24 protein-coding genes are annotated in these 26,138 nt (G+C 69.6%); 3 read left to right on the plus strand and 21 right to left on the minus strand.

Annotated features, from left to right (window positions below; translation table 11 throughout):
• Positions 1 to 9: 9 nt before the first annotated feature.
• Entirely contained in the window at positions 10 to 1,203 is a 1,194-nt protein-coding gene (gene dnaJ, locus D4739_RS16370; RefSeq protein WP_120061593.1) for a molecular chaperone DnaJ, read from the minus strand.
• Between the two features lie 16 nt (positions 1,204 to 1,219).
• Positions 1,220 to 2,242 (minus strand): heat-inducible transcriptional repressor HrcA, encoded by a 1,023-nt coding sequence (gene hrcA, locus D4739_RS16375; RefSeq protein ID WP_120061594.1) that lies wholly within the window; start codon positions 2,240 to 2,242, stop codon positions 1,220 to 1,222.
• 194 nt (positions 2,243 to 2,436) lie between these two features.
• On the opposite strand from hrcA, the gene D4739_RS16380 reads away from it, so the two are divergent.
• Positions 2,437 to 3,285 carry a DUF3097 domain-containing protein gene (locus D4739_RS16380; RefSeq protein ID WP_120061595.1) on the plus strand — a complete coding sequence of 283 codons (849 nt, stop codon included), beginning with the start codon at positions 2,437 to 2,439 and terminating at the stop codon, positions 3,283 to 3,285.
• 1 nt (position 3,286) lies between these two features.
• On the opposite strand, the gene D4739_RS16385 is transcribed toward D4739_RS16380, so the two are convergent.
• The 4 genes from D4739_RS16385 to hemW form a co-directional block, all read right to left on the minus strand.
• Positions 3,287 to 3,694, minus strand: a complete 408-nt coding sequence (locus D4739_RS16385; RefSeq protein WP_120061596.1) for a TM2 domain-containing protein — start codon at positions 3,692 to 3,694, stop codon at positions 3,287 to 3,289.
• A 72-nt stretch (positions 3,695 to 3,766) separates the two neighbouring features.
• The gene (locus D4739_RS16390) at positions 3,767 to 4,267 is read right to left on the minus strand and encodes a hypothetical protein (protein ID WP_120061597.1); all 501 of its coding nucleotides are present in this window, start codon (positions 4,265 to 4,267) and stop codon (positions 3,767 to 3,769) included.
• Positions 4,254 to 4,634: a hypothetical protein gene (locus tag D4739_RS16395; protein WP_120061598.1), complete on the minus strand. Its 381-nt coding sequence runs from the start codon at positions 4,632 to 4,634 to the stop codon at positions 4,254 to 4,256. Before D4739_RS16395 ends, D4739_RS16390 begins: the two co-directional genes overlap by 14 nt.
• 52 nt (positions 4,635 to 4,686) lie before the next feature.
• Positions 4,687 to 5,904 carry a radical SAM family heme chaperone HemW gene (gene hemW / locus D4739_RS16400; RefSeq protein ID WP_120061599.1) on the minus strand — a complete coding sequence of 406 codons (1,218 nt, stop codon included), beginning with the start codon at positions 5,902 to 5,904 and terminating at the stop codon, positions 4,687 to 4,689.
• Positions 5,905 to 6,006: 102 nt separating this feature from the next.
• On the opposite strand from hemW, the gene D4739_RS16405 reads away from it, so the two are divergent.
• The gene (locus tag D4739_RS16405; protein WP_120061600.1) at positions 6,007 to 6,816 is read left to right on the plus strand and encodes a dioxygenase family protein; all 810 of its coding nucleotides are present in this window, start codon (positions 6,007 to 6,009) and stop codon (positions 6,814 to 6,816) included.
• Between the two features lie 10 nt (positions 6,817 to 6,826).
• Here the strand turns inward: D4739_RS16405 and hisF are convergent, their stop codons facing one another.
• From hisF to hisD, 6 genes are all read right to left on the minus strand, one after another.
• A complete protein-coding gene (gene hisF, locus D4739_RS16410; RefSeq protein WP_120061601.1) occupies positions 6,827 to 7,597 on the minus strand; it encodes an imidazole glycerol phosphate synthase subunit HisF in 771 nt (256 codons plus the stop codon).
• A gap of 5 nt (positions 7,598 to 7,602) precedes the next feature.
• Positions 7,603 to 8,346 carry a bifunctional 1-(5-phosphoribosyl)-5-((5-phosphoribosylamino)methylideneamino)imidazole-4-carboxamide isomerase/phosphoribosylanthranilate isomerase PriA gene (priA, locus tag D4739_RS16415; RefSeq protein WP_120061602.1) on the minus strand — a complete coding sequence of 248 codons (744 nt, stop codon included), beginning with the start codon at positions 8,344 to 8,346 and terminating at the stop codon, positions 7,603 to 7,605.
• A 61-nt stretch (positions 8,347 to 8,407) separates the two neighbouring features.
• Complete coding sequence (gene hisH, locus D4739_RS16420; protein WP_120061603.1) at positions 8,408 to 9,043, minus strand: imidazole glycerol phosphate synthase subunit HisH; 636 nt, start codon at positions 9,041 to 9,043, stop codon at positions 8,408 to 8,410.
• A 2-nt stretch (positions 9,044 to 9,045) separates the two neighbouring features.
• A complete protein-coding gene (gene hisB / locus D4739_RS16425) occupies positions 9,046 to 9,648 on the minus strand; it encodes an imidazoleglycerol-phosphate dehydratase HisB (protein ID WP_120061604.1) in 603 nt (200 codons plus the stop codon).
• Positions 9,645 to 10,748, minus strand: a complete 1,104-nt coding sequence (locus D4739_RS16430; RefSeq protein WP_120061605.1) for a histidinol-phosphate transaminase — start codon at positions 10,746 to 10,748, stop codon at positions 9,645 to 9,647. Before D4739_RS16430 ends, hisB begins: the two co-directional genes overlap by 4 nt.
• On the minus strand, positions 10,745 to 12,046 hold the full coding sequence (gene hisD / locus D4739_RS16435) for a histidinol dehydrogenase (RefSeq protein WP_120061606.1): 1,302 nt from the start codon (positions 12,044 to 12,046) through the stop codon (positions 10,745 to 10,747). The genes D4739_RS16430 and hisD overlap by 4 nt, the downstream gene beginning before the upstream one ends.
• A 73-nt stretch (positions 12,047 to 12,119) precedes the next feature.
• Here hisD and D4739_RS16440 point away from each other — a divergent pair, with 73 nt between their 5' ends.
• Positions 12,120 to 12,809, plus strand: a complete 690-nt coding sequence (locus tag D4739_RS16440) for an LON peptidase substrate-binding domain-containing protein (RefSeq protein WP_120061607.1) — start codon at positions 12,120 to 12,122, stop codon at positions 12,807 to 12,809.
• On the opposite strand, the gene D4739_RS16445 is transcribed toward D4739_RS16440, so the two are convergent.
• From D4739_RS16445 to D4739_RS17405, 9 genes are all read right to left on the minus strand, one after another.
• Positions 12,810 to 14,741: an Rpb4 family DNA-directed RNA polymerase subunit gene (locus D4739_RS16445; RefSeq protein ID WP_120061608.1), complete on the minus strand. Its 1,932-nt coding sequence runs from the start codon at positions 14,739 to 14,741 to the stop codon at positions 12,810 to 12,812.
• A 118-nt stretch (positions 14,742 to 14,859) separates the two neighbouring features.
• Entirely contained in the window at positions 14,860 to 16,467 is a 1,608-nt protein-coding gene (locus D4739_RS16450) for a DUF3352 domain-containing protein (protein WP_120061609.1), read from the minus strand.
• A gap of 60 nt (positions 16,468 to 16,527) precedes the next feature.
• A complete protein-coding gene (locus tag D4739_RS16455) occupies positions 16,528 to 17,007 on the minus strand; it encodes a hypothetical protein (protein WP_120061610.1) in 480 nt (159 codons plus the stop codon).
• A 19-nt stretch (positions 17,008 to 17,026) separates the two neighbouring features.
• On the minus strand, positions 17,027 to 20,608 hold the full coding sequence (dnaE, locus tag D4739_RS16460) for a DNA polymerase III subunit alpha (RefSeq protein WP_120061611.1): 3,582 nt from the start codon (positions 20,606 to 20,608) through the stop codon (positions 17,027 to 17,029).
• 175 nt (positions 20,609 to 20,783) lie between these two features.
• Entirely contained in the window at positions 20,784 to 22,859 is a 2,076-nt protein-coding gene (locus D4739_RS16465) for an FG-GAP-like repeat-containing protein (protein WP_120061612.1), read from the minus strand.
• 129 nt (positions 22,860 to 22,988) lie between these two features.
• Positions 22,989 to 23,708, minus strand: a complete 720-nt coding sequence (locus tag D4739_RS16470; RefSeq protein WP_120061613.1) for a GNAT family N-acetyltransferase — start codon at positions 23,706 to 23,708, stop codon at positions 22,989 to 22,991.
• Positions 23,709 to 23,712: 4 nt separating this feature from the next.
• A complete protein-coding gene (locus D4739_RS16475; RefSeq protein ID WP_120061614.1) occupies positions 23,713 to 24,642 on the minus strand; it encodes an RluA family pseudouridine synthase in 930 nt (309 codons plus the stop codon).
• Complete coding sequence (locus tag D4739_RS16480; protein WP_120061615.1) at positions 24,639 to 25,232, minus strand: signal peptidase II; 594 nt, start codon at positions 25,230 to 25,232, stop codon at positions 24,639 to 24,641. The genes D4739_RS16475 and D4739_RS16480 overlap by 4 nt, the downstream gene beginning before the upstream one ends.
• Positions 25,205 to 25,987 carry a TraR/DksA family transcriptional regulator gene (locus tag D4739_RS17405; protein WP_120061616.1) on the minus strand — a complete coding sequence of 261 codons (783 nt, stop codon included), beginning with the start codon at positions 25,985 to 25,987 and terminating at the stop codon, positions 25,205 to 25,207. Before D4739_RS17405 ends, D4739_RS16480 begins: the two co-directional genes overlap by 28 nt.
• Between the last annotated feature and the right edge of the window lie 151 nt (positions 25,988 to 26,138).

Consider the following 26,138-nt stretch of genomic DNA (forward strand, 5'->3'; position numbering starts at 1 on the left):
GGCCAGCGATCAGTGTGTCGTGAACGCGTCGCGGAGCCGGTTGAACACCGACTTGTGGGCAGGCCGCAGGGTGCTGTCCGGCGACTCCTCACCACGCAGGGCGGCCAGCTCGCGGAGCAGCTCCTCCTGGCGCGGGTCGAGCTTGCTCGGGGTGTCCACCAGGATCGTGACGACGAGGTCACCACGCGCCGGGTTGCGCAACCCGGGAACACCGAGTCCACGCAGCGTCACGTTGGTGCCGGACTGCGTCCCGGGGCGCACGTCGAGGTCGAAGGTGTCCTGCATCCCCGGCTGCATCGCAGCGGTGTCCCCGTCGAGCTCGAGGTCGGACTCGAGCGTCGGCAGCGTCAGCGTGGTGCCGAGGGCGGCAGCCGTCATCGGCACCGAGACCGTCGCGTGCAGGTCGGAACCGTGGCGCGTGAACGTGGCGTGCTGGGCGACATGGATCTCGACGTACAGGTCACCGGCGGGGCCGCCACCGGGGCCGACCTCGCCCTGCTCGGACAGCTGGACCCGGGTGCCGTTGTCGACGCCCGCGGGGATCTTCACGGTCAGCGAACGACGCGAGCGGACGCGTCCGTCGCCGGAGCACTCGCGACACGGGTCGGGGATGATCGTGCCGAATCCGCGGCAGGCCGCGCAGGGGCGCAGCGTGCGGATCTCGCCGAGGAACGAGCGCTGCACGTGGGCGACCTCGCCCGCGCCACGACAGGTCTCGCAGCCGATCGGCTTGGAGCCCGGAGCCGCACCCTCGCCGTGGCACGCGGTGCAACGGACAGCGGTGTCGACCTTGAGCTCGCGGGTGACACCGAAGGCCGCCTCGGCGAGCTCGATCTCGAGGCGGATCAGGGCGTCCTGGCCACGGCGTACGCGCGGCTTGGGACCGCGACCACCCATGCCGCCACCGGCCTGCGCACCTCCGCCGCCGCCGAAGAAGGCGTCCATGATGTCGGTGAACGAGAACCCCTGGCCCTGGCCGAAGCCACCGCCGAACGGGTCGCCACCACGGTCGTACGCCGCGCGCTTCTGCGGGTCGCTGAGCACCTCGTAGGCGTGCGACACCTCCTTGAACCGCTCCTGCGTGTCCGGGTCAGGGTTGACGTCCGGGTGCAGCTGGCGGGCAAGGCGGCGGTATGCCTTCTTGATGGTGTCGGCGTCGGCGTCGCGCGCGACACCGAGGAGCTCGTAGAAGTCCTGACTCACTGTGTTCCTATCTGCGTCACTGCTCGTCGAGGATCCTGGACACGTAGCGCGCGACAGCGCGCACCGATGCCATGGTCCCCGGGTAGTCCATGCGGGTGGGGCCGACGATGCCGAGCGTCGCCAGCGCCTGGTCCTGCGGGCCGTAGCCGGTCGCGACAACGCTCGTCGCGGCGAGCTCCTGGTAGGGGCCCTCGTGGCCGATGCGCACGGTCACCGCACCACTGGTCGACGCCTCACCGAGCAGCTTGAGGAGGACGACGTGTTCCTCGATCGCTTCCAGCATCGGCCGGACCGACGTCTCGAAGGAGTCACCGAAGCGGGCCAGGTTGGCGGTGCCGCCGACAGCGATGCGCTCATCGGAACGGTGGTCCGACATCGCCTCGGTGAGGGTCTGCACAGCGGCCTCGACCGCCGGCCGGGCCTCCGGTGCCGTCTGCTCGGGGACGCCACCGAGGGCGGTCGCGGCGTCGGCGATGCGCTCCCCCACGGCTGCCCGGATCAACCGGATCCGCAGGTCAGCGAGGGCGTCATCGGTGAGCGGGGCGGCGAGCTCGACGATGCGCTGCTCGACACGCCCGGTCGACAGGATCAGCACGAGCAGCAGGCGCGTCGGCGCGAGCGCCACCACCTCGACGTGCCGCACCGTGCTGGCGCTGAGTGTCGGGTACTGAACGACTGCAACCTGGCGGGTCAGCTGGGCCAGCAGCCGGACACTGCGCTGCACCATGTCGTCCAGGTCGACCGAACCATCGAGGAAGGTCGAGATCGCACGCTTCTCGGCAGCGCTCATCGGCTTCACCGTGCTCAGCCGGTCGACGAAGAGCCGGTAGCCCTTGTCCGTCGGCACACGGCCGGCGCTGGTGTGGGGCTGGGTGATGAACCCCTCCTCCTCCAGCGCGGCCATGTCGTTGCGCACCGTGGCGGGCGAGACACCCAGCGAGTGGCGCTCGACGAGGGCCTTGGAACCGACGGGCTCCTCGGTCGACACGTAGTCCTCGACGATCGCCCGGAGCACGGCGAGCTTGCGATCTTCGATCATCTCGTCGCCTCCTCTGGCTCACATGGTCGTCTGGCACTCACTCGGATCGAGTGCCAATGGTACCCGGGACGCAACCGAACCGGCCCCCGGCGCGTCATAGAGGGTGACGGTTGCCACGGGGGTGCATGCCGATCTGCGGGCGCACTCCGGCGCGGCTCCACGGCCGCGTCGGAGCGCGCGCCTAGCGTGTCCGGGTGAGCTTTGACCGCTATGGCACCGACGTCCTGAACAACGACTGGCGCAAGCCGAAGAACGGCCGCGCCGTCGAGATCGAGACCGAGCTCGGATTCGTGGTCGAAGAGGTCACGACGGACTGGTGTGGCGAAGTCGTCGCGATCGACCGCGACCTGCGCACGGTCACCCTCGAGGACCGCCGCAAGAAGCGCCGCACCTTCCCGATGGGCCCGGGTTTCCTGCTCGAGGGCCGTCCGGTGATCCTCGGTCCCCCGGTGCAGCTCCGCGCGCCCGCTGCCCCCACCCGCACCGCTTCCGGCTCGATCGCCGTCGGAGGCACCAAGGCCCGCGTCGCCCGTGCTTCGCGGATCTTCGTCGAGGGCCGCCACGACGCCGAGCTCGTCGAGAAGGTGTGGGGCGACGACCTGCGGATCGAGGGTGTCGTCGTGGAGTACCTCGACGGCATCGACGACCTGTCGGAGCACCTGCGCGACTTCGGCCCTGGGCCGACTCGCCGTGTCGGCGTACTCGTCGACCACCTGGTGCCCGGCTCCAAGGAGTCGAAGATCGCGCAGGCCGTGATGAAGTCCGAGGTCGGCAAGCACGTCCTGATCGTCGGCCACCCCTACATCGACGTGTGGGCTGCGGTGAAGCCGTCGCGATTCGGCAAGACCGCATGGCCGACCGTCCCCCGCCACCTGGAGTGGAAGAAGGGTGTCTGCCAGGCCTGGGGCTGGCCGCACCGCGACCAGGCCGACATCGCCCGCGCCTGGAAGCACATCCTCGGTGGCGTGCGGGACTTCAACGACCTCGAGCCTGAGCTGCTGGGCCGGGTCGAGGAGCTCATCGACTTCGTGACCGCGCCGTAGGTCAGCTGCGCAAAGGGCGCCCGAACTGGTCCTTGGAGTCGCCCGCGAGGATCACGATGCCATCGATGAACGGCCACAGGCCGCCGATGCCGCAGGTGAAGATCGTGACGAGAAGCTGCGCGACGCCGAGGCCGGTCTGGCCCATGTACATGCGACCGATGCCGAGCGGGATCAGAATCTGCAGCAGACCGGCGACCAGCTTGGACTTGTCGGAGTACGGCACACCGGTGAGCGGGTGGACGCCGTACGGCGCGGCAGGGTTGAAGCCCGGCGCGCCATAGGCCGGAGCCTGGTAGCCATAGGGACCCTGCGGCGGGACGGGCGGCTGCCCGTATGCGGGCGGCGGGGGCAGCGGGGGCAGCGGCTGGGTCGGCTCGTGGCCCTCGGGAGTCTGGGGCGTCTCGGTCATGCGAGGAGCCTAGGGGCGACGGGCGACGCTCGTGACCGGATCGGCCAGGCTGCGCCACTCAGTCTGCGCCGCTCAGTCTGGGCCGCCCTCGTCGGTGATCTCCCACTCGACCTCGAGCACCTGCGTCTGCTCGAAGGACTCCAGCTCACCGATCGCATCGGCCTCGCCGATCAGACGACGACGAACGCCGTCGGCGATCCGGCTGCTCATCGTCTCGATGGACTCGTAGACCCGGGCGGCACGCTCGTCGTGGACGGCCTGGATCCGTCGGCTGCGCTCGCGGGTGGCCGGGATGGCACGCAGGATCCCGAACGGGATCGCCGCGATCGCGCGGTGGCTCACCCGGGTGATCGAGCTGCCCATGGCCACGGCGTCCGTGCCTGTCTGGACTCCGTCGGCGATCCGCGCACGCATCGTCAGGAAGATCGTGCGTTCGTTGGACCATGCCTGTTGGCGTCGCACAGCTCGTTCCGCAGTGACCAGGGCGCGATCAGTGGCGAAGAAGAGGCGCACGGCGACGGCGGTCAGCAGGCCGACCACGACCAGTGCACCGACGGCACTAGCGAGCAGCATGGACACGCACTTCGACCTCGAGGCCCTGGTCGGCCATCTCCGCCACCATCTCGCGGGAGGCCTGCTCCAGCACGATCTTGCGGAGGCGCTCAGGGGCCATCGCGGCCAGCACGCCCGCGGCCTTGTTGCGCGACAAGGCGACGTCGAGCGGGTTCAGGACCTCCACCACCAGCAGGCGGCGGTTGCCCGCGCCCAGCGTGGCCTCGAGATCGGGTGCCATCGGCGGAGCGGGCTCGAGGAGGGACACCTCGTCGGCAAGGGCCTCGGCGCGCAGCTTGAGCGTGCGCAGCTGCCACAGCAGCAGACCGCAGATCACGGCCAGCACGACAGCAACGATCAGCGCCAGGACAGCAATGGCGAGAGTCATGCGGGATCCCTCCGACGACGCGCCCCGGCGAGGGCGCCTCTCTATTGTGCGGTCACGGAAGCAATTGGTGTAACACCGCGTCAGCCAACAGGCGTCCGCGTGTCGTGAGCACCAGCCGCTCGCTGTCCTCCAGCGGGCCCGGTTCCAGCAGTCCGTCGCCCACCAGCCCTGGCACCGCAGCGGCGCCCGCGGCATCGAGCACGTCGAGCGGGAGCCCGTCGCGCAGGCGCAGCTCGAGCAGCACCCGCTCGGTCCGGCGCTCCTCGTGAGTGAGCAGCTCACGCTCGTGCGCGGGCGACTCTCCCGCCGCCAGCCGCTGCGCGTAGGCGCTCGGGTGCTTGACGTTCCACCAGCGGACCCCGCCGATGTGGCTGTGCGATCCGGGGCCGATGCCCCACCAGTCAGCGCCCTGCCAGTAGAGCATGTTGTGGCGGCAGCGGCTCGCCTCGTCACGGGACCAGTTGGACACCTCGTACCAACTGAGTCCTGCGGCGCTGAGGAGCTCGTCGGCGACGAGGTACTTGTCGGCGAGGTCGTCGTCATCGGGCATCGGCAGCTCGCCACGTCGTACGCGGCGGGCGAGGGCCGTGCCTTCCTCGACGATCAGCGCATAGGCGCTCACGTGGTCGGGCTCGCACGCCAGCGCGGCCTGCACGGAGGTCTCCCAATCGGCAAGGGACTCCCCCGGCGTGCCGTAGATCAGGTCGAGGCTGACCTGGTCGAAGCCTGCTTCGCGGGCCCACTCGACCGCCCGCGGGACCCGCTCCGGGTCGTGGGTGCGGTCGAGGGTGGCCAGCACCGACGGCACCGCGGACTGCATCCCGAACGAGAGCCGGGTGTAGCCAGCCTTGCGCAGCTCCGCCAGGTACTCCGGCGAGACGCTGTCGGGGTTTGCCTCGGTCGTGACCTCGACCCCTGGGGCGAGCCCGAACTCCTCATCGATCGCCTTCAGCATCCGGCCGAGGTCGTGCGCGGGCAACAGCGTGGGCGTTCCGCCACCGAGGAAGACGGTCTCGACCGGCCGGTCGACCTGACCAAGGACCCGGCGCGCGAGGGCCATCTCGGCGACCGCCGTCTCGGCGTACGACGCCTGGTCGGCGCCGCCACCGAGCTCGGCAGAGGTGTAGGTGTTGAAGTCGCAGTAGCCGCAGCGCACGCGGCAGAACGGCACGTGCACGTAGAAGGCGAAGGGTCGCTGCTCCTGACCGGCCAGCGCGGTCGCCGGCAGGGTGCCGTCGAGAGGCGCGGGCTCGCCGTCAGGTTGCTTCACGCGACCATTCTCCCAGCCCCGGCGACGTGCCCGGACCAGCCTCACAGGGAACGCACAGCCGATGCCGCGACGGCGTACAGGCTCACTGCGCAGACTCGCCACATGAGCGAGCACACGACGAACGATCACAGGGAAGGCCTGGCCCACGACCTGCCCGGGCTGATGGCCCGCGGCTACGGCCGGCGCGGACTCCTCGGCCTGCTCGGCGGCGTGGGTGCTGCCACCCTCGTCGTCGCCTGCAGCGCCGATGACGGCCTGACCGATGTCTCCACGGCGGTCGGCGAGGGCGAGATCCCCGAGGAGACGGCCGGCCCCTACCCGGGCGACGGCAGCAACGGGCCCGACGTACTCAGCCAGTCCGGCGTGGTCCGCGAGGACATCACGAGGAGCTTCGGCTCCGGCTCCGGCGTCGCAGCCGGAGTGGCCACAACGATCCGGCTGCGCGTCCTGCAGCTCGAGGACGGCGAGTCCACGCCGCTCGCCGGAGCGGCGGTCTACCTCTGGCACGCCGACCGCGAGGGCCGCTACTCGATGTACTCCTCCGACATCGCGGACGAGAACTACCTGCGCGGCGTCCAGGTGGCCGACAAGGACGGGTGGCTCCAGTTCAAGACCGTCTTCCCGGGCTGCTACCCGGGCCGCTGGCCGCACGTGCACTTCGAGGTCTATCCGTCGGTGGACGACGCGACGTCAGCCTCCAACCGGATGCGCACGACCCAGCTCGCGCTGCCCGAGGCCACCTGCCGCGAGGTGTACGGCGTGGCCGAGGGGTACGACAGCAGCGTGGCCAACCTGGAGCAGCTGTCCCTCGACAGCGACAACGTCTTTTCGGACGGCTACTCGCTGCAGCTGGCCAAGGTGACCGGCTCGGCGCCGGGCGGCTACACGGCCACCCTGGCCGTGCCCGTCTGACCCTGTCGGCTCAGCGGACCGGGTGACCGGCCTCGGCCAGACCGGCCTTGACGTCGTGGATGCGCAGCGTGCCGAAGTGGAAGACGCTGGCCGCGAGCACCGCGTCCGCGCCGGCGTCGACGGCCGGGGCGAAGTGCTCGACAGCGCCCGCGCCACCAGAAGCGATGACCGGGATGTTCACGGCCTCGCGGACCATGCGGATCAGCTCCAGGTCGAAGCCGTCGCGGGTGCCGTCGGCGTCCATGGAGTTCAGCAGGATCTCTCCGGCGCCGAGCTCGGCGGCCTTGACCGCCCAGGCGACTGCGTCCAGGCCGGTGCCGGTGCGGCCACCGTGGGTGGTCACCTCGAAGCCGGAGTCCGTGCGGGCCTCCCCCTTCACGCGACGGGCGTCCACAGAAAGCACGAGGACCTGGTTGCCGAACCGGTCCGCGATCTCGGCCAGCAGCTCGGGCCGGGTGATCGCGGCAGTGTTGACGCCGACCTTGTCAGCACCGGCACGGAGCAGGCGGTCGACGTCAGCAACAGCGCGTACGCCGCCACCGACGGTCAGCGGGATGAACACCTCTTCCGCGACCTTGCTGACGATCTCCATCGTCGTGCCGCGCGCGTCGCTCGAGGCCGAGATGTCGAGGAAGGTGAGCTCGTCGGCGCCCTCGGCGTCGTAGATCCGCGCCAGCTCCACCGGGTCACCGGCGTCGCGCAGGTCGAGGAAATTGATGCCCTTGACCACCCGGCCGCCGTCGACGTCCAGGCACGGGATCACGCGGACCGCGAGGCTCATCCGAGTCAGGCCTGTCGGTCGGTGGGCAGGGTGAGGGCCAGCGCGTCCTCGAGGGTGAAGCGACCCTCGTAGAGCGCGGTGCCGGCGATCGCGCCCTCGACGCCGATCGGGACCAGCGTCATGAGCGCCAGGATGTCATCGAGGGTGGTCACGCCACCCGAGGCCACGACCGGAGCGTCGGTGCGCTCGCAGACCTGGCGGAGCAGGTCGAGGTTCGGGCCCTGGAGCATGCCGTCCTTGTTGACGTCGGTGACGACGTAGCGGGCGCAGCCCTCGGAGTCGAGGCGGGCCAGGGTCTCCCACAGGTCGCCGCCGTCGCGGGTCCAGCCGCGGGCGGCCAGCGTGGTGCCGCGGACGTCGAGGCCGATGGCTACGCGGTCGCCCCACGTGGCGATCGCCTTCGCGCACCACTCCGGCTGCTCGAGCGCAGCGGTGCCGATGTTGACGCGGCGGCAGCCGGTGGCCATCGCAGCCTCCAGCGACTCGTCGTCGCGGATGCCTCCGGACATCTCGACCTTGATGTCGAGGGCGCCGACGATCTGCGCCTGCAGCTCGCGGTTGTTGCCGTGGCCGAACGCCGCGTCCAGGTCCACGAGGTGCAGCCACTCCGCGCCCGCGTTCTGCCAGCGCAACGCCGCCTCGATCGGGTCGCCGAAGACCTTCTCGGATCCGTCCACGCCCTGCACGAGCTGGACGGCGTGGCCGCCCTTGATGTCGACGGCGGGAAGAAGTTCGAGGTAGCTGCTCATGGGGTGAATCCTAGGCAACGCGGCGCGGATGCCCGGCCCTCAGCGCGTGGGGTGGAACGACTCAGAGGTTGCTGACCCAGTTGCGCAGCAGCTGCGCACCGGCGTCGCCGGACTTCTCCGGGTGGAACTGGGTGGCGCTCAGCGGGCCGTTCTCGACGGCGGCGACGAAGCGGTCCCCTCCGTGCTCGGCCCAGGTGACGAGGGGCGCGCGGGTGCGGTCATTGGTGACCAGGTCCCACGAACGCACGCCGTAGGAGTGCACGAAGTAGAAGCGCTCGTCCTCGACACCGGCGAACAGGGAGGTGCCAGCCGGAACAGAAACGGTGTTCCACCCCATGTGCGGGACGACGGGTGCCTGGAGCCGCTCGACGACACCGGGCCACTCGTCGCAACCGTCGGTCTCGACACCGTGCTCGACACCCTTGGCGAAGAGGATCTGCATGCCGACACAGATGCCGAGCACCGGACGACCACCAGCAAGCCGGCGACCGATGATCCGCTCCCCCTTGATGGCGCGCAGGCCGGCCATGCACGCGGCGTACGCACCGACGCCCGGGACCAGCAGGCCGTCGGCCTCCAGCGCGGTCTCGAAGTCGGAGGTCAGCGTGACCTCGGCGCCGGCGCGCTCGACTGCGCGCACGGCGGAGCGGAGGTTGCCGGACCCGTAGTCGAGAACGGCGACGGAAGGCGCGCCCATCGTCAGATGACACCCTTGGTCGAGGGGATGCCGGTCTCGCGCGGGTCGAGCGCGATGGCATCGCGGAAGGCCCGGGCGAACGCCTTGAACTGCGTCTCGACCAGGTGGTGCGGGTCGCGACCGGCGAGCACGCGGACGTGCAGCGCGATCTGCGCCTGGAACGCGATCGTCTCGAAGACGTGGCGGGTCAGGGAGCCGACGTAGCCGTCGTTGCCGATCTGCACGTAGATCTGGCCCTCGGGCTCCCCCGTGCACACGCAGTAGGGACGACCGGAGATGTCGACGACGGCCTGCACCAGCGCCTCGTCGAGCGGGACAGTCGCGTCACCGAAGCGCCGCGTGCCCTTCTTGTCGCCCATCGCCTCCGCGAGCGCCTGGCCGAGCACGATCGCGGTGTCCTCGACCGTGTGGTGAGCGTCGATGTGGGTGTCGCCGACGGTGTGGACGGTGAGGTCGATCAGGCTGTGCCGCGCGAACGAGTTGAGCATGTGGTCGTAGAAACCCACGCCCGTCGAGATGGAAGCCTTGCCCGTGCCGTCGAGGTTGACCTCGACGTGGACCTTGGACTCCTTGGTCTCACGCGTGATCGTGGACGTGCGGCTCATCGGAGCTCCTTCACAACATCGGTCAGTGCAGTCTTGAAAGCAGTCATCTCGTCCGGCGTGCCGATCGAGACCCGCAGCCAGCCGTCCGGCCCGGTCTCCCGGATCAGTACGCCGCGGTCGAGCAGGCCCTGCCACACCGCGTGCCGGTCCTCGAAGAGTCCGAACAGCACGAAGTTCGCGTCGCTGTCCGCCACCTCGAAGCCCCGGTCGCGGAGCCAGCCTACGGTTTCGTCGCGCTCCTTGCGGAGCTCATCGACCTTGCCGAGCAGCTCATCGGCGTGGCGCAGGGCGGCCAGCGCGGTGGCCTGGCTCACCGCAGAGAGATGGTAGGGCAGGCGCACGACGCGGATCGCGTCGAGGATCGCCTTGTCAGCGGCCAGGTAGCCGAGCCGTAGCCCTGCTCCGGCGAAGGCCTTCGACATCGTGCGGGACACGACGAGGTTGCGGTAGCGAGGCAGCAGCTCGAGGGCGCTCGGCACCCCCTCGCGGCGGAACTCGCCGTACGCCTCGTCGACAACGAGCAAGGCCGACTCCCCCAGCTCCTCGCAGAGCACGCCGATCGCCTCGGGCGGCAGCGCGGTGCCGGTCGGGTTGTTCGGGCTCGGCAGGAGCACGACGTTGGGCCGGACCTCACGGATCAGGGCAACGGCCGCATCGAGGTCGAGCGAGAAGTCGGTCTCGCGCCGGCCGGCCACCCACGTCGTGTGGGTGTCGCGGGCGTATTCGGGATACATCGAGTACGTCGGGGCGAAGCTCAGCGCCGTGCGACCGGGACCACCGAACGCCTGCAGCAGCTGGAGCATGACCTCGTTGGAGCCGTTGGCCGCCCAGATCTCGTCGCGCGTCAGCCCCTGGCCACCGTCGGTGTTCAGGTAGGCAGCAAGCCCCTCACGCAGCGCGGTGAACTCACGGTCGGGATAGCGGTTGAGCGTGCGTGCCGCCTCGCGCACCGACGCCGCGATGTCGTCGAGGCAGGCCTCGGACGGACCATAGGGGTTCTCGTTGACATTCAGTTGAACGGGCGCTGCGTCCTTGGTGAGCTGCGGCGCGCCGTAGGGCTCGATGCCGGCCAGCTCGGGCCGGATGGGAGGAAAGCTCATGCGAACCTCACCCGCACGGCAGCGGCGTGGCCCGGCAGGTCCTCGGCCTCGGCCAGCGTGATCACGTGGTCGGCGACCTCCGCCAGCGCAGCGCGGCTGTAGTCGATGACGTGCACGGCCTTGAGGAACGAGCGCACGGACAGGCCCGAGCTGTGGCAGGCGCAGCCGGCCGTCGGGAGCACGTGGTTCGAGCCGGCGCAGTAGTCGCCGAGCGAGACCGGAGCGTGGTTGCCCACGAAGATCGCGCCGGCGTTGGTCACGCGCGCCGCCCAGTCGGCAGCGTCGACGGTCTGGATCTCGAGGTGCTCGGCGGCGTAGGCGTCGACGACCGCCAGGCCCTGCTCGAGGTCGTCGACCAGCACGATCGCCGACTGCTCTCCACCGAGCGCAGTGTTGATCCGCTCCTGGTGCTTCGTCGCGGCAACCTGCGCCACGAGTTCGATCTCGACCGCATCAGCCAGTGCGAGCGACGGCGTGACCAGAACAGACGAGGCGAGCGGGTCGTGCTCCGCCTGGGAGATCAGGTCCGCAGCAACGTACGCCGCGTCGGCGCTGTCGTCGGCGAGCACCGCGATCTCGGTCGGACCGGCCTCGGAGTCGATGCCGATCTGACCCTTGAGCAGGCGCTTGGCCGACACCACGTAGATGTTGCCCGGACCCGTGACCAGGTCAACGCGACGGCACGGGCCGGCGCCGTAGGCGTACATGGCGATCGCCTGGGCGCCGCCCACGGCGTACACCTCGTCGATGCCGAGCAGCGCGCAGGCGGCGAGGATCGTCGGGTGCGGCAGGCCGCCGAACTCCTTCTGCGGAGTCGAGGTCAGCGCGATGGACTTCACGCCCGCGACCTGCGCCGGGACGACGTTCATGATCACGCTGGAGACCAGCGGCGCGAGGCCGCCCGGGACGTAGAGGCCGACGCGGTTGACCGGGATCAGCTTGTGGGTGACCGTCGCACCCTCGCCGAGCGAGGTGACCGTGTCGTGCTCCATCTCGGCCTCGCAGGTGATCCGCAGGCGCCTGATCGACTCCTCCAGACCGGCCCGGATGTCGGGGTCGAGGTCCTCCAGAGCGCGCGCGATCGCCGAGACCGGGACAGCGATCTCGGTCTGCGTCACCCCGTCGAACCTGGCGGAGTACTCCACGATGGCGTCGACACCGCGATCGCGGACGTCGTCGCAGATCGGGCGGACGACATGAAGGGCAGCCTCGACGTCGAACGCAGCACGCGGGACAGCGGTGCGGTAGTCGACAGGCGTCCCGGTCTGGGCGCCCCGGAGGTCGATGCGGCGGATCATGGGGCAATTCTAGGTGGGCGCGCGGTCGCGCTTCCTCCGGATTCCACGTCGGCCGCGCACTAGGGTTGTTGACGTGACCGAGTCGCTGCCCATGTTCCCCCTGAACACGGTGCTGTTCCCGGGCGTGACGCTGCCGCTCCACGTCTTCGAGGACCGCTACCGGGCGCTGGTGCACGAGCTGCTGCGGATCAAGGATCCGAAGAAGCGGCTCTTCGGCACCGTCGCGATCCGCGAGGGCTTCGAGGTCGGCGAGCGACTCGGCGGCACCAGCGCGCACGGCGGCCAGTCGCTCTACCGCATCGGCTGCCTGCTCCAGCTCACCGAGGTCGACCAGAACGGCGACGGCACGTTCGACATCGTCGCGGTCGGCCGCGGGCGGCTCCGCCTCGACCGGCTCGACACCAGCGGGCCGTTCCTCGCCGGCGAGGTCGACCTGCTCCCCGACGACGATGCGTACGTCGCCCAGGAGGTCGCCGACCGCGCGTTCCTCACCTTCGAGCGCTACCGCGAGCGGCTCTCCGAGCTGCACGGCCACGAGGTCCTCGAAGGCGACCTCCCCCACGACCCGACGTACCTGTCGTGGAGCCTGGCCGCCACCTGCCTGCTCCCCCTGCCCGACCGGCAGTCGCTGCTCGAGGCCGAGGACACCCACCTGCGGCTGGCCATGGTGACCAAGCTGCTGCGCGACGAGCTGCGGGCAATGACGGCACTGCCGTCACTGCCCGCGATCGACGTCGCCCGGACCGGCTGGTCCCCCAACTGATCAGTCGGTGGTGAGCCGCACCAGCGTTCGTTCCTCGTCACCGGTGACGGTCCGGCTGAAGCCGAGTGCCTTCAAGGGCTCGACATCAGCGCGGTCCTCCTTCGAGTTGGCTTTCACCAGCCAGTTCTCGGCGTCGAAGTCGATGAAGAGCACGCTCGCAGCGTCGCCGGCCTCCGGGAGCACGGACTCGTAGGTCTTTGACCCACCCAGGCCCGAGGTGCCGGCGAGGTCGGCCAGGTGAGCGGCGTCGAGACCGACGAGGACATCGTCGCCGTCGCGCTGCCAGACGAGCGTCGGAACAGCTGCTCCCTTGAGCTTCTCCAGGGAGGCCTCGACCTTCGCGGGATCGCCGTTCACACGGAACGCGACCGGCATGCCTCCGCCGTCGAACATCTTCTCCGGGTTGAACCCGTCCGGGAACACGACGGCGAACCCGTCGCCGCCGAGTGCCTCGATGTCGGCCGGGTAGTCGAGACCGGTGCTGTTCTCGAACTCCTTGATCATGCTCTTCTCCGAGCCGCCCCACATGCCCATGCCGAAGGCATCGAAGAGGTGCTCCTCCCAGCCGTCGGCCAGCCCCGCGCCGTAGGCGATCGGGGCGGTGGCCGGGAACGTGTCGAGCAGATCGTCACCGCCACTCCCCGCGGCCAGGTCAGCGGCCCCCAGGTCCAGGTGGTCGGCCACGAGCTCGAACTCCAGGGCTCCGTCGGCGAAACGCACCACCCCTCCGGCACCGCGGAAGCCACTCAGCGCCGCGCGGACGTCCTCAGGCACCTCCGGCGTCAGGAACTCATCCTCCATGGCGGCCATGTCCTCATCGGACATCTCCTCGTCCTTCACCGCGGGCATCTCGTCGTCCGCAAGCTCCTGCGCCATCTCGGCGGTCAGTTTCGCGTGCTCGTCCAGCATCTCCTGGCGCGCTTCCGGCGTGAGCTGGAGCTCGTCCATCTCCGCCTCGGACATCACCTCGGTCGGCGCGGGGCCGTACTTCTTCTCGAGGTACGTCTCCTGCTCCTCGGACGTCATCTTCGTGAGGCGCTTCTCCTCCGCCTTCGTCATCGGCGCGTACGAGACGTCCCCGTCAGCGCTTCCCAACTCCGCCACGCCCTCCATCTCGGAGTCCATCGCCATGCCGATCCCGAACAGCGGGACCATGCCAGCGCCCATCCCGATCGGGTCGAGGCTGCTCAGACCCGACGCGGCCATCATGGCCAGGAACGGCTCCTTCTCGGCGGCCTTGAGGATCGCGTCACCTGCGGCAGGCGCGGCGTACAGGGTGACGACGCCGGCGTCGCCGGCCTTGTCCGTCCACTGCTGGAAGTCGGTGTCCTGCGACAGCGGAGCCTCGGCGCCATCGGCCAGCACCGCCTTCGCCACGGCGTCGGTCCGCGCCAGGACCGCCCACTTGCCGAGGACGGCGTGGCCCTGAGTTCCGCCACCGCACTTCTCGGCCTCATCGAGGCCCCTGTCCAGCCCTGGTCCGTCGGTGACCTCGAGCACGGTGACGAACTCCGGCTTGTCGTAACCGACAACGGCGATGGCTGCGCGACTGCCCACCCACGGCTCGACGTCCTTGAAGCCGAGATCGCACGTCAGGTCCGACATCGCCAGGTTGAAGAACCGCTCGCGCAGGTCGCCGGACTTGCCCGTGCCGAGCGAAGGAAACTCTCCGAGGAAGTCGGCGGCTTCCAGCTTCTGGCTTCCTGACGGGTCGAGGTCCACGGCGGCGTAGGCCAGCGTCGAGGCGGGTAGCGCCTCGGCCGGCTGCGGGCCGCGGGCGAGGAAGGCCTGACCGACCCACACTCCCCCGCCGACCACCGCCGCGACACCCACGACGCCGGCAGCCGCCAGGGCTGTACGACGCCTGCGCGGCGTGGATGGCGGGACGACCAGCTGGTCTCCCAGCCCGAGTGGTGCGGCTGCGTCGGTCATGTGCGATGCCTTCCCCCTGATGCCGGGCACGCGCCCGAGATGCGCCCGCGGCAGGAAAATGCACAAGGGCGCTCGCGCAGCGTAAGCCGCACGAGCGCCCTCAGTGGCGGAAATCAGCTCACTCGGTGGTGACCGTCAGCAGCGAGTGGCCCACGTCGCCGTCGGCCCAGCCGCTGACGCCGATGCCCTGGAGGGGCTTCACGTTGTCAACGATCTCGTCCGGAGCACCGAGGTCCGACAGCAGGTTGTCGAGCCAGTGGCTGCCGGCGTCGAAGTTGATGAAGAAGACACCCGTCGCGTCCTCGTCCTTCGGCACGACCTTCTCGAAGAGGTCGGTGTCGCCCAGACCCTTCTCAGCGGCCAGCTTGTCGGCGTACTTCGCGTTGATCGTGACCACGACGTAGTCGCCGCTGGTCTTGCTGACCACGAAGTTGCGGGGCATGTCGTACTTCGCGCCAGCGGCACGGAGCTTGTCGATGACCTTCTCGATGGCCTTGGGGTCGCCCTTGATCTTCAGGCCGACCGGGATCGCGGTGAAGTCGCCCTGCATGATCGCGTCAGCGTCGAAGTCGGCGTCGATGGCGAGCGCCAGCGACTCACCGGTGAGGGTCTCGATGTCCTCGGGAACCGAGAGGCCGGTCTCCTGCTCGATCATCTTGACGAGGTCGTCGGTCGACATGCCCGACTCTTCCTCGAGCATGGAGCCGTTGGCGTCGAGAGCCTTCTCGACCCAGCCGTCGGGCAGTGCCAGGCCGAACATGGCGGCCGTGGTCGCGGGCAGCGAGCTCGCCGCGAGCGTGCCGTCCTTGCTGAGCTTGCCGGTCACCGCGTCCTCGGGCTGCTCCATCGCGAACTCTGCCTCGAGGGAGCCGTCGGAGATGCGAACCGAACCACCGGCGCCCTTGAAGTCATCGACGAACTTCTTCGCCTCGGCGGGCAGGTCAGACGCGGGCATATCAGCAGCGAAGGCGTCGAAAGCCACCTTGGCGGCCTCGGGCGCGGCGTACAGCGACATGATGCCCGGGTCGCCAGCGGCGTCGATCCACCGCTGGAAGTCCTCGTCGTCAGAGAGCGGCGCCTTCTCGGCGTCCTTCACGACATCCTTCGCGATGGCCTCGGTCTCGGCGATGATCGCCCAGTCGCCGCTGACGGCGTAGCCGCCTTCCTCGCCCGACTCCTCGGAGTCCTCGGCCATGCAGGATGCGACCTTCTTCAGACCGGACTCGGCCTTGGCGGCGTCCTTGACCTGGAGCACGAAGACCGGCGCAGGCGTCTTGTCCTTGCCCTGGTCGATCGCAGCGATCGCGTAGCGGTCGCCCAGCCAGCCGTCGACGTCCTTGCTGAAGTCGAGGTCCTTGCAGAGACCGTCCTTCTGCATGGCCTCGAAGACCTTCTCGCGGATGTCGTCCTTGGTGCCGAGGTCCAGCTCGTCCTTGAACGCCGGGAACTTGTTCAGGACCCGGACTGCCTCGATCTTCTGCTCGCCCGTCGGGTCGAGGTCGATCGCGGCGTAGCCGAGCGTCGTGGACGCCGGCAGTGCCTCGGCCGGCTGGTCGCCCTGCTGGGTCCAGGCCTGGTAGGCCCAGGCGCCACCACCGGCAACCGCGGCAACGAGGACGGCGCCGCCAGCGGCGAGCGCGATGCGCTTGCGGCCCTTGGGCTGCGGCTCCTCGATGACGGTGGTGGGCTCCGGCGCAGAGGCGTCGGGAGGAATGACGTCAGACATGTATGTGGCTCCCCGTGATTGTGGTGCTGAAGGTCACCGGAGCCTACCGGCTCAGCGGACTCAGGCCCGGGAGTTCTCCACCGGCGCGGGCGATGTCGTGAGCAGCACGGCCAGCGCGCCGAGCATCGCTGCGAACGGGAACACGCACCACGCCGCTCCCGGCTGGACGCGCAGCATGCCGGGCACGGTCGAAAGCTCGGCGGCGCTGCGCGCCGATGCCTGAGGGTCCGCCGGGCTGAGCAGCAGCCCGACGCCGATCATCACCGCGCCCGCGATCACCGACCCGGCCAGCACTGCGAGGACCATGGTCAGCGGGTCGCGCCGACACCACCAGGTCAGCACCAGGCCGAGGACGAGTCCCACCGGCGCCGCGATGGCGACGTACGTGCCGGTGGAGCGGAACTCGCCGTCGGGCATGAAGTACGGCTCCTGGCGGAAGACCACCGCCTCCGGCGCTGGGTCCCACAACGCCCACCAGCTCACCCCTGCGGCAGCGCCGATGAAGCCGAACGCGAGCATCACCGCCAGCACGCCCAGCACGCGGCGCCTGCGTCCGCCGTCAGTTCGCAAGGCAGCCCGGCCCGAGCAGCTGCTTGAGATCGGCGAAGAGCGCCGGCGTGGGGGTGACCCGCAGCCTGTCGTCGAGCCGCAGCACGGTCGTGGCGTTGCGTGCCATCAGCCGGAGCTGCACCTCGGTGACACCCGGGTGCGTGCCGAGCACGTCCTTGAGCTGCTCGACCACGGGAGCCGTGCAGCGCGTCGACGGAAGCGAGATCACGACCGGTCCGCTCGGCCCGTCGGACAGGTCGGGCACAGTGACCTCCTGCGCCATGATCTCGGGGGTGTCCTTGCTCCGCGAGAGCCGGCCCTTGACCGTGATGATCGCGTCCTCGGCGAGGTATGGAGCGGCGAGCTGGTAGCTGCTCGGGAAGAGCAGCACCTCGATCGCACCCTCGAGGTCCTCGAGCGTGACCATCGCCCACGAGTCGCCGCGCTTGGTGATCTTGCGCTGGACGCTCGTGATCAGTCCGGACACCGTCACGAACGAGCCGTCCTGCCGCTCCTCGTCGAGCAGCAGCGCGCCGATCGAGCAGTCCGCGCTCTGCGACAGGATGTGCTCGAGGCCGAGCAGCGGGTGGTCGGAGACGTAGAGGCCGAGCATCTCGCGCTCGTTGGAGAGCAGCGTCGACTTGTCCCACTCGTCGATGTCGGGCACCGCGACCGTGACACCGAAGCCGCCACCCCCGTCACCGTCGTCGTCGAGCCCGGCGAAGAGGGAGTCCTGGCCGATGGCCTCGTTCTTCTTGATGTCGACGTACTGGTCGACGGCCGCCTCGTGCACCGTGACCAGCGCACGCCGCTTGTGACCCAGTCCGTCGAAGGCGCCGGCCCGGATCAGCGAGTCGACCAGCCGCTTGTTGCACACCGGCGCAGGCACCTTGGACAGGAAGTCGTTGAAGTCGGTGAACCGGCCCTTGTCCTGGCGCGCCTCGACGATGCCGTCGACCACGTTGGCGCCGACGTTGCGGATGGCGGTGAGGCCGAACCGGATGTCGGTGCCGACTGCAGTGAAGTTGTGGGCCGACTCGTTGACGTCGGGCGGGAGCACCTGGATCTTCATGCGGCGACACTCATTGAGGTAGATCGCCATCTTGTCCTTGTCGTTCTTCACCGAGGTGAGGAGCGCGGCCATGTACTCCGTGGGGTAGTTGGCCTTCAGGTAGGCGGTCCAGTAGGTGATGACGCCGTATGCCGCGGAGTGCGACTTGTTGAACGCGTAGTCGGCGAAGGGGACGAGGATCTCCCACAGCACCTTGACCGAGTCCTGGGGATAGCCGCGCTCGAGCATGCCGGCCTCGAATCCGGCGTACTGCTTGTCGAGCTCTTCCTTCTTCTTCTTGCCCATGGCGCGACGCATGTTGTCTGCGGCACCGAGCGAGAAGCCGGCGAGAACCTGGGCGATCGCCATGACCTGCTCCTGGTAGACGATGAGACCGTAGGTCTCACCGAGCACCTCCTGGAGCGGCTCCTCCAGCGCAGGGTGGATCGGCACGATCGGCTCGCGACCGTTCTTGCGGTGCGCGTACTTGTTGTGGGAGTCGGCACCCATCGGGCCCGGGCGGTAGAGCGCGGAGACGGCCGTGATGTCGGCGAACTGGTCGGGAAGCATCGAGCGCAGCAGCGCACGCATGCCGCCACCATCGAGCTGGAAGACGCCGAGCGTGTCGCCACGCCCCATCAGCTCGTAGGTCGCCCGGTCGTCGAACGGCACCTCCTCGAGGACCACGGTCTCGTCGCGGTTGGCCAGGATGTTGGCCAGCGCGTCCTCGAGCGTGTGGAGGTTGGACAGACCGAGGAAGTCCATCTTGACCAGGCCGAGCTCTTCGCACTTGGGGTACTCGAACTGGGTGATGATCTGGCCGTCTTGCTTCGGGTCCATCAGCGGGACCACGTCGATCAGCGGCTCGCTGGACATGATCACGCCGGCCGCGTGGACGCCGGTCTGCCGGATCTGGCCCTCGAGGCCGATCGCGGTCTGGTAGATCGTGCGGACGTCGTGGTCGGCCTCGTAGAGCGCCCGGAACTCGCCGCCGTCGGAGTAGCGCTTGTGCTCCGGGTTGAAGATGTCCTTGAGCGGGACGCCCTTGCCCATCACGTCGGCCGGCAGCGCCTTGGTGATGCGGTCGCCGATCGCGAAGCCGTGGTCGAGGATGCGCGCCGCGTCCTTGATCGCCTGCTTGGCCTTGATCCGGCCGAAGGTGGCGATCTGAGCGACACGCTCGGTGCCGTACTTCTCGGTGACGTACTGGATGACCTCGCCGCGTCGGTGGTCGTCGAAGTCGATGTCGAAGTCGGGCATCGAGGGACGCTCAGGATTGAGGAACCGCTCGAAGAAGAGGCCGTGCTCCAGCGGGCACAGGTCGGTGATCCGCAACGCGTACGCCGCGATGGACCCCGCGCCGGATCCACGACCCGGACCGACGCGGATGCCGTTGTCCTTGGACCACTGGATGAAGTCGGCAACCACGAGGAAGTAGCCGGAGTAGCCCTTGCCCGAGATGATCTCGAGCTCGAACTCGGCGCGGTCCTTGACCTCCTGGGTGAGGCGCTCACCCGGGTAGCGCGCCTCGAGGCCGCGGAAGACCTCCTTGCGCAGCCAGGACGCCTCGGTCTCCCCCGCCGGGATGTCGGCGCGCGCCATGTAGCCACCGGTGGACTCGGTGAACTCGACGTCGCAGCGCTCCGCGATCAGCAGCGTGTTGTCGCAGGCCTCCTTGAGGTCCTGCCTCCCCCACAGCTCACGCATCTCGGCAGCGGACTTGATGTAGTAGCCCTGGCCCTCGAACGCGAACCGCTTGCCGCCCTGGCTGTAGGGCGGCTCGGCCATGCGGCTGCCGGACTGGACGCACAGCAGCGCCTCGTGGGCGCCGGCGTCCTCGGGGTTGTTGTAGTGCGAGTCGTTGGTGGCGATGGGCTTGATGCCCATCTCCTTGCCGAGCTTGAGCAGGTCGTCGCGGACCCGCTTCTCGATGGAGATGTCGTGGTCCATCAGCTCGAGGAACACGTTGTCGCGGCCGAAGATGTCCTGCAGCTCACCGGCCTCGCGCAGCGCCTCGTCCCACTGGCCCAGCCGCAGCCGGGTCTGGATGGCGCCGGACGGGCAACCGGTCGAGACGATCAGGCCCTTGCTGTGCTCCTGGAGGAGCTCCTTGTCCATGCGGGGCTTGAAGTAGTAGCCCTCGAGGCTCGATCGGGACGAGAGCCGGAACAGGTTGTGCATGCCCTCGGTCGACTCGGCCCACATCGTCATGTGGGTGTAGGCGCCACCGCCCGAGACGTCGTCGCCGCCCTCCTCGGAGCGGTCGCCCTTGCCCCAGCGGACCCGGCGGCGCTCCTGGCGGGGCGTCCCCGGTGTCAGGTAGGCCTCGATGCCGATGATCGGCTTGACGCCGTACTTCCGGGCCTTGGAGTAGAAGTCGTAGGCACCGTGCAGGTTGCCGTGGTCGGTCATCGCGATCGCAGGCATGCCCAGGTCGGAGACGCGCGTGAAGAGCCCGTCGAGGAGCGAGGCTCCGTCCAGCATCGAGTACTCGGTGTGGACGTGGAGGTGAACGAACCCGTCCCCGGACCCTGCTGCCATGAACCTGTGGGCTCCTCTCAGAGCGCGCCGCAAGAGGCGGCAAGACGTGCGAAAAATGGGGCCAAGAATCAAGCTGGAACGGGGAAGGACCCCACTCTAGGTGATGCTGGACCCGACTCTAGGCAGGCCCACCGACACCGAGCGCAACGTCATCGGTCGCAGCAGAAATACCCGTTCATCGGCCGCCACCCACAGTGACTGTGGCCGACCCGCTGTTGTCCGCCGGGTCCATGTCCCAGGTCGGCGCCTGAGCCACGACGGTCGACGCCAGCGCGCCCTTGCTCGCGGTGACCGTCGTGCGGACGGTGACCGTGACTGTCGCACCTGGAGCCAGGCTGCCCAGGTTGCACTGCACGGTGGCCGGCGCACCTGCGGCGGAGCAGCTGCCCGCGGTGGTCGTGACGGACTGCAAAGTCAATCCGCTGGGCAGTCCCTGCGAGAGCGTGACGGCTGCCGCCGTCTGGGGACCGGTGTTCGTCACCTGCGCGGTCCAGATGGCGACCGCGCCCTTCTTCGCCCGGTCCGGCGTGACGGTGAGCCCGGTCGCCAGGTCGGCCGCGGCGTCCACGGTGAACGAGCGGGACGCCGGCGTCCCGTCGACGAGGCCCTCGGTATTGACCCCGCGGACTCGGAACTGATGGCTGGCGCCCGTCGTCAGCCCGGAGTACGTCGTCGGCGAGGTGCAGGCCTGCCAGGTTCCGGTATCGATCGAGCACTGGAACGACGCCGCCGCAGGGCTCGCGGTGAACCCGAAGGTGGCACTCGTGTCCCGCACCGTCCCGGTGGGCCCCGAGCCGATCGTGGTGTCGGGACCGTCGACCGTGAATGACCGGAGGGCCGGGGTCGGGTCGGTGTTTCCTGCGGAGTCGCTGGCACGGACCCGCAGCAGGTGCGAGCCGGCGGTCAGATCGGTGTAGATGACGCCGGGAGCACAGGCCTGCCAGGCCGTGGTCGAGTCCAGCGCGCACTCGAACGTCGCACCGGCCTCCGAGGCAGCGAACGAGAACGTGGCGGTCCGGGACCGGTGGACACCCGATGGACCCGCCGTGAACCAGGTGTCCGGGGGCGTCGTGTCCTCGGCCGGGGTGGCCCCTCGGAGCAGCACCAGGCCGTGGTTGTAGTCGGTGAGCATCAGGTCGGCCAGGCCGTCGTCCGAGACGTCGCCGATGGCGAGGCCCTTGGGGTCGTAGTGCGAGGCGTAGGGGATCTCGAACAGCGACTCGCCATGAGGCAGCGTGCCGGGCACGGCCTGCGGGAACACCCCGATCCGGTTCCATCCGCCGTGCGCGACGACGATGTCGCCCCTGCCATCTCCGGTCACGTCGGCCACCTCGACCGATTCAGGGATGTCGTAGGAGTCCAGCCGCACGGCAGGTCCGAGCGTGCCGTCGGGCTGCTGGCTCCGGGTCACCAGCCAGGCGTTGGGCCGGTTCCCGCCGACGCTTGCGACGACGTCCTGGAGCCCGTCGCCGTCGATGTCACCGGTGGCCAGTCCGTTCACTCCGGTCCATGGCGCCACGCCACCGGACGCATAGGTGACGGCGCCGGCGAAGCCGTGGTCGGGCAGCTGGGCCCACACCCGGATGCTGCCGGCACCCGCTCCGACAACGTCCGCCAGCCCGTCCCCGGTGACATCAGCAACCTCGACCTCGGTCTCGGGGCTCCCGGACAGCTGGGAACCGCGCGGGGACGGCATGAAGTCCCCCGCGATTGCCCACCACACCTCGATGCCGTACCGGGTGTTGACCACCAGGTCCGGCAGACCGTCCTCAGTGACATCCACGGCCTCGGCGTGGCGCGCCTCCTCGACCGGCACGGTCCACGAGAAGGAGAGCCCCTCGGGGCCCTGCGCGAAGATCATGACGCCCTCGGTCGTCACGACGGCGGCGTCCAGATCGCCGTCGCCGTCCAGGTCGGCGACCTCGACCGCCATCGAGCTGCCGTAGGCAGCGCCGGTGGCGAGAACGGCCGGGGCGTCCAGGCCTCCCCCACCCTGCTGCGGGTAGACCAGAAGGTTGAAGTCGGTGGCTGGCGACGCGTCGTACCCGGTGGTGACCAGCAGGTCGGGCAACCCGTCGCCGGTGACATCGCCCGTAGCCACCCCTTCGGCCTGCGAGCCCGGATTGATCGCGACGTACGGGTGGAACGACGGCACGATGTCGCCGCTCGCCGTCGCGGCGGGGCCCACGAAGAGGGTTGCCCCACCAGTTACGGCGGCGATGACGGCCGAGAGGTACCTGGCTGAGCGCATGGCTCCCCCAACACGGATGCGTCCGGATGTGTCCTTCAGGAACGCTAGCGGTCCGCTGCCGGCCTCTGCGACCGCGCATCGGGTCGATCGACGCAGCCGTCCGGGGGGTTTTCGGATGGCCCGAACTGCTCAGTCGCGGCCCGGGGTCGCGGCAGCGTCAAGGCTGGCCTCGATGATCGTGTGGACGATCCGCTGGACCGCCTCGGGCGGCAACAGCGGCACCATCGGAGCGATCCGCTCGGCGATCTGCTGCTCGCGCTCGGGGTCTCGGCCGGCCGGACCACCGACCGGCTTGATCTCCTGCACCGCCGCCGTCAGGGCAGTGCGCCGCGCCAGCAGCGCCGCGAGCTCGTCGTCGACCTCGTCGATCTGGGCCCGCAGGTAGGACAGCGGCTGCTCCCCCGCCCAGACCATGCGCAGGTCGGGTGCACCCTCGTCGTTGGCGCGGCCATCGGTCGACTCGAGCTCGAGCAGACCGTGCCGTGCGTAGAACGCCCGCGCGGGCACGTTGCTGGAGAAGACCCACAGGCCGAAGCCATCGGGGCGAAGCGCCTTCGCGAGGTCGAGGAGCGACGAGCCGACGCCGGAGCGCTGAGCCTCGGGCACGACGTACAGGTCGTCGAGCCAGGTGCCCGTCAGCCGGGCGAAGCCGACCGGGCCGTCACCGTCGTCGGCGACCCAGGTCTCGTCCATGCTCAGGCGAGCCGCGAGGTGCGCGCCCACCTCACGGTCGGCGTACGGGAGATCAGGCATCGGCGCGGCCTCGCGGGCAGCGCGCATCACCTGGACCAGCAGTGGCACGTCGTCAGCCACGGCGGGGCGCAGCATCAGGTCCGGATCGGCCGACATCGGATCAGTGGGCATCGCGGATGAGGTCGAGGGCCTTCTGGAGGTCGTCCGAGTAGGGCGACTCGAAGGTGACGTACTCCCCGGAGTCGGGGTGGACGAAGCCCAGCTTCACCGCGTGCAGCCACTGGCGCTCGAGCTTGACCCGCTTGGCGAGGGTCGGGTCCGCGCCGTAGGTCAGGTCACCGACACAGGGGTGCTTCATCGCGCTCATGTGCACCCGGATCTGGTGCGTCCGGCCGGTCTCGAGGTGGACCTCCAGCAGGCTGGCGAACCGGTGCGCCTCGAGGGTCTCGTAGTGCGTGATGCTGTGGCGCCCGTCGGCCATGACCGCGAACTTCCAGTCCGCCGAGGGATGGCGGCCGATGGGTGCGTCGATCGTGCCCTCGTGCGGATCCGGGTGCCCCTGGACCAGCGCGTTGTAGGTCTTGTCGACGGTCCTGTGGCGGAAGGCGTTCTTGAGCACGGAGTAGGCGTGCTCGGACTTCGCGATGACCATGACGCCCGAGGTGCCGACGTCGAGGCGCTGGACGATGCCCTCGCGCTCCTTGGCGCCGCTGGTGGAGATCCGGAAGCCGGCAGCAGCCAGGTGGCCGACGACGGTCGGACCGGTCCAGCCGGGGCTCGGGTGCACGGCAACGCCGACGGGCTTGTCGATGACCACGATGGAGTCGTCGTCGTGGATGATGCCGATGCCCTCGACGATCTCGGGCACGACCTCGAGCGGGTCGACCATCTTGGGGATGGTCACGTCGAGCATGGCGCCCTCGTGGACCCGCTCGGACTTGCCGACCGAGACGCCGTCGAGCTGCACGTGGCCGGCTGCCGCGAGGTCTGCCGCCTTGGTGCGCGAGAGGCCGAACATGCGGGCGATCGCGGCGTCGACGCGCTCACCGGCAAGGCCCTCGGGGATCAGGACGGTGCGCTGGTCAGTCACTGCTGGCCTTCTTCATCGGGGCGCTGCTGGGAAGGGGTGTCGCGCGAACCGTCGACGCGCACGCCTCGGAAGGACTGGATCACGATCAGCACGGCCGCGACATTGATGCAGATGTCCGCGATGTTGAAGATCGGCCAGCTGGGCAGCTCGAGGAAGTCCACCACGTGGCCGCGGAACGGCCCGGGAGCACGCAGGATGCGGTCGGTCAGGTTGCCGGCGACACCGGCGAGCAGCGCACCGAGGGCAACTGCCCACGTCCGGCTTCCCACGCGGCGGCTGACCCGCAGCACGATGACCGCAGCGACTGCCGCGATCAGGGTGAACACGATCGTGAAGGACGTGCCCGTGCCGAACGCGGCGCCAGGGTTGCGGGTCAGGTGCAGGCCGAGCAGGTCACCCAGCAACGGGACCCGCCCACGCCCGGGAAGCTCGGCGACCGCAATCACCTTGGTGACGACGTCGAGCAGGTAGAGACCAGCGGCAACCGCCACGAAGACACGCAGCGCCGCGCGCCGCGGTGCGGGGTCGGTCTGGTGCCCGGACTGATCCTGGCCGCTGGAGTTCAGCGACGCTCCTCGCGCTGCTTGCATGACATGCACAGTGTGGCACGCGGGAAGGCCATCACCCGCATCTTCCCGATGGGGTTGCCGCACGACTCACACACGCCGTAGCTGCCGTCCGCGATGCGCGACAGGGCACGCTCGGTCTGCGCCAGCATCTCGCGTGCGTTGGCGACCACGCTGAGCTCCTGGTCGCGCTCGAAGCTCGTCGCGCCCATGTCTGCCTGGTCGTGCCCGGCGCCGTCGCCGGCGTCCCGGAGCAGCCCGGCGAGCTCCTCCTCCTGCTCCTGCAGCTCACGGCGCAGTCGTGCTGCGTGCTCGTTGAGCTCGGCCAGCACCTCGTCGAGCTCGGCCTTGGTCCAGGCGTCCTCACCCTCGAGTACGGCGAGGCCCGCGGCGCCGCGCGCACGCGTGGCCGGCTTCCGGGCGGGCGTGGCCCGCTTGACCGCTGACGTGGCCGCCTTCTTCGCGGCGGAGGCCGCTGCCTTCTTCGCCACGGGAGCAGCCTTCTTCGCCGCATCCGATGCGGCCTTCTTGGCCACGGGAGCTGCCTTCTTGGCAGCCGACGTTGCGGCCTTCTTGGCGGTCGGGGCGGCCTTCTTCGCAGCGCTGGAGGCAGCCTTCTTGGCCGTGGGTGCGGCCTTCTTCGCAGCGCTGGACGCCGCCTTCTTGGCGGCACCGGTCGCGGCCTCGACGACGTCTTCGGAGCGCGGACGACGCCCGATCACCTTCTTGGCGGCGGTGACCGCTGAGCCCGTGAGCGTCTTCCTGCTGCTGCGTGCCATGGACCGTTGCCTCCTGCGCCGGGCATTGGAAACGGGTGACGTGCGCCACCCGGGTGCCGGAAGGCTAGTCCCCCTCTGGTCACGACTCAAACCGCCACTCGGGTAAATGAACCGGGACTCGCGAAATAGAAGGCGGCCGGACCCCTGAAGG

The organism is Nocardioides cavernaquae (assembly GCF_003600895.1).
Lineage (GTDB): Bacteria > Actinomycetota > Actinomycetes > Propionibacteriales > Nocardioidaceae > Nocardioides > Nocardioides cavernaquae.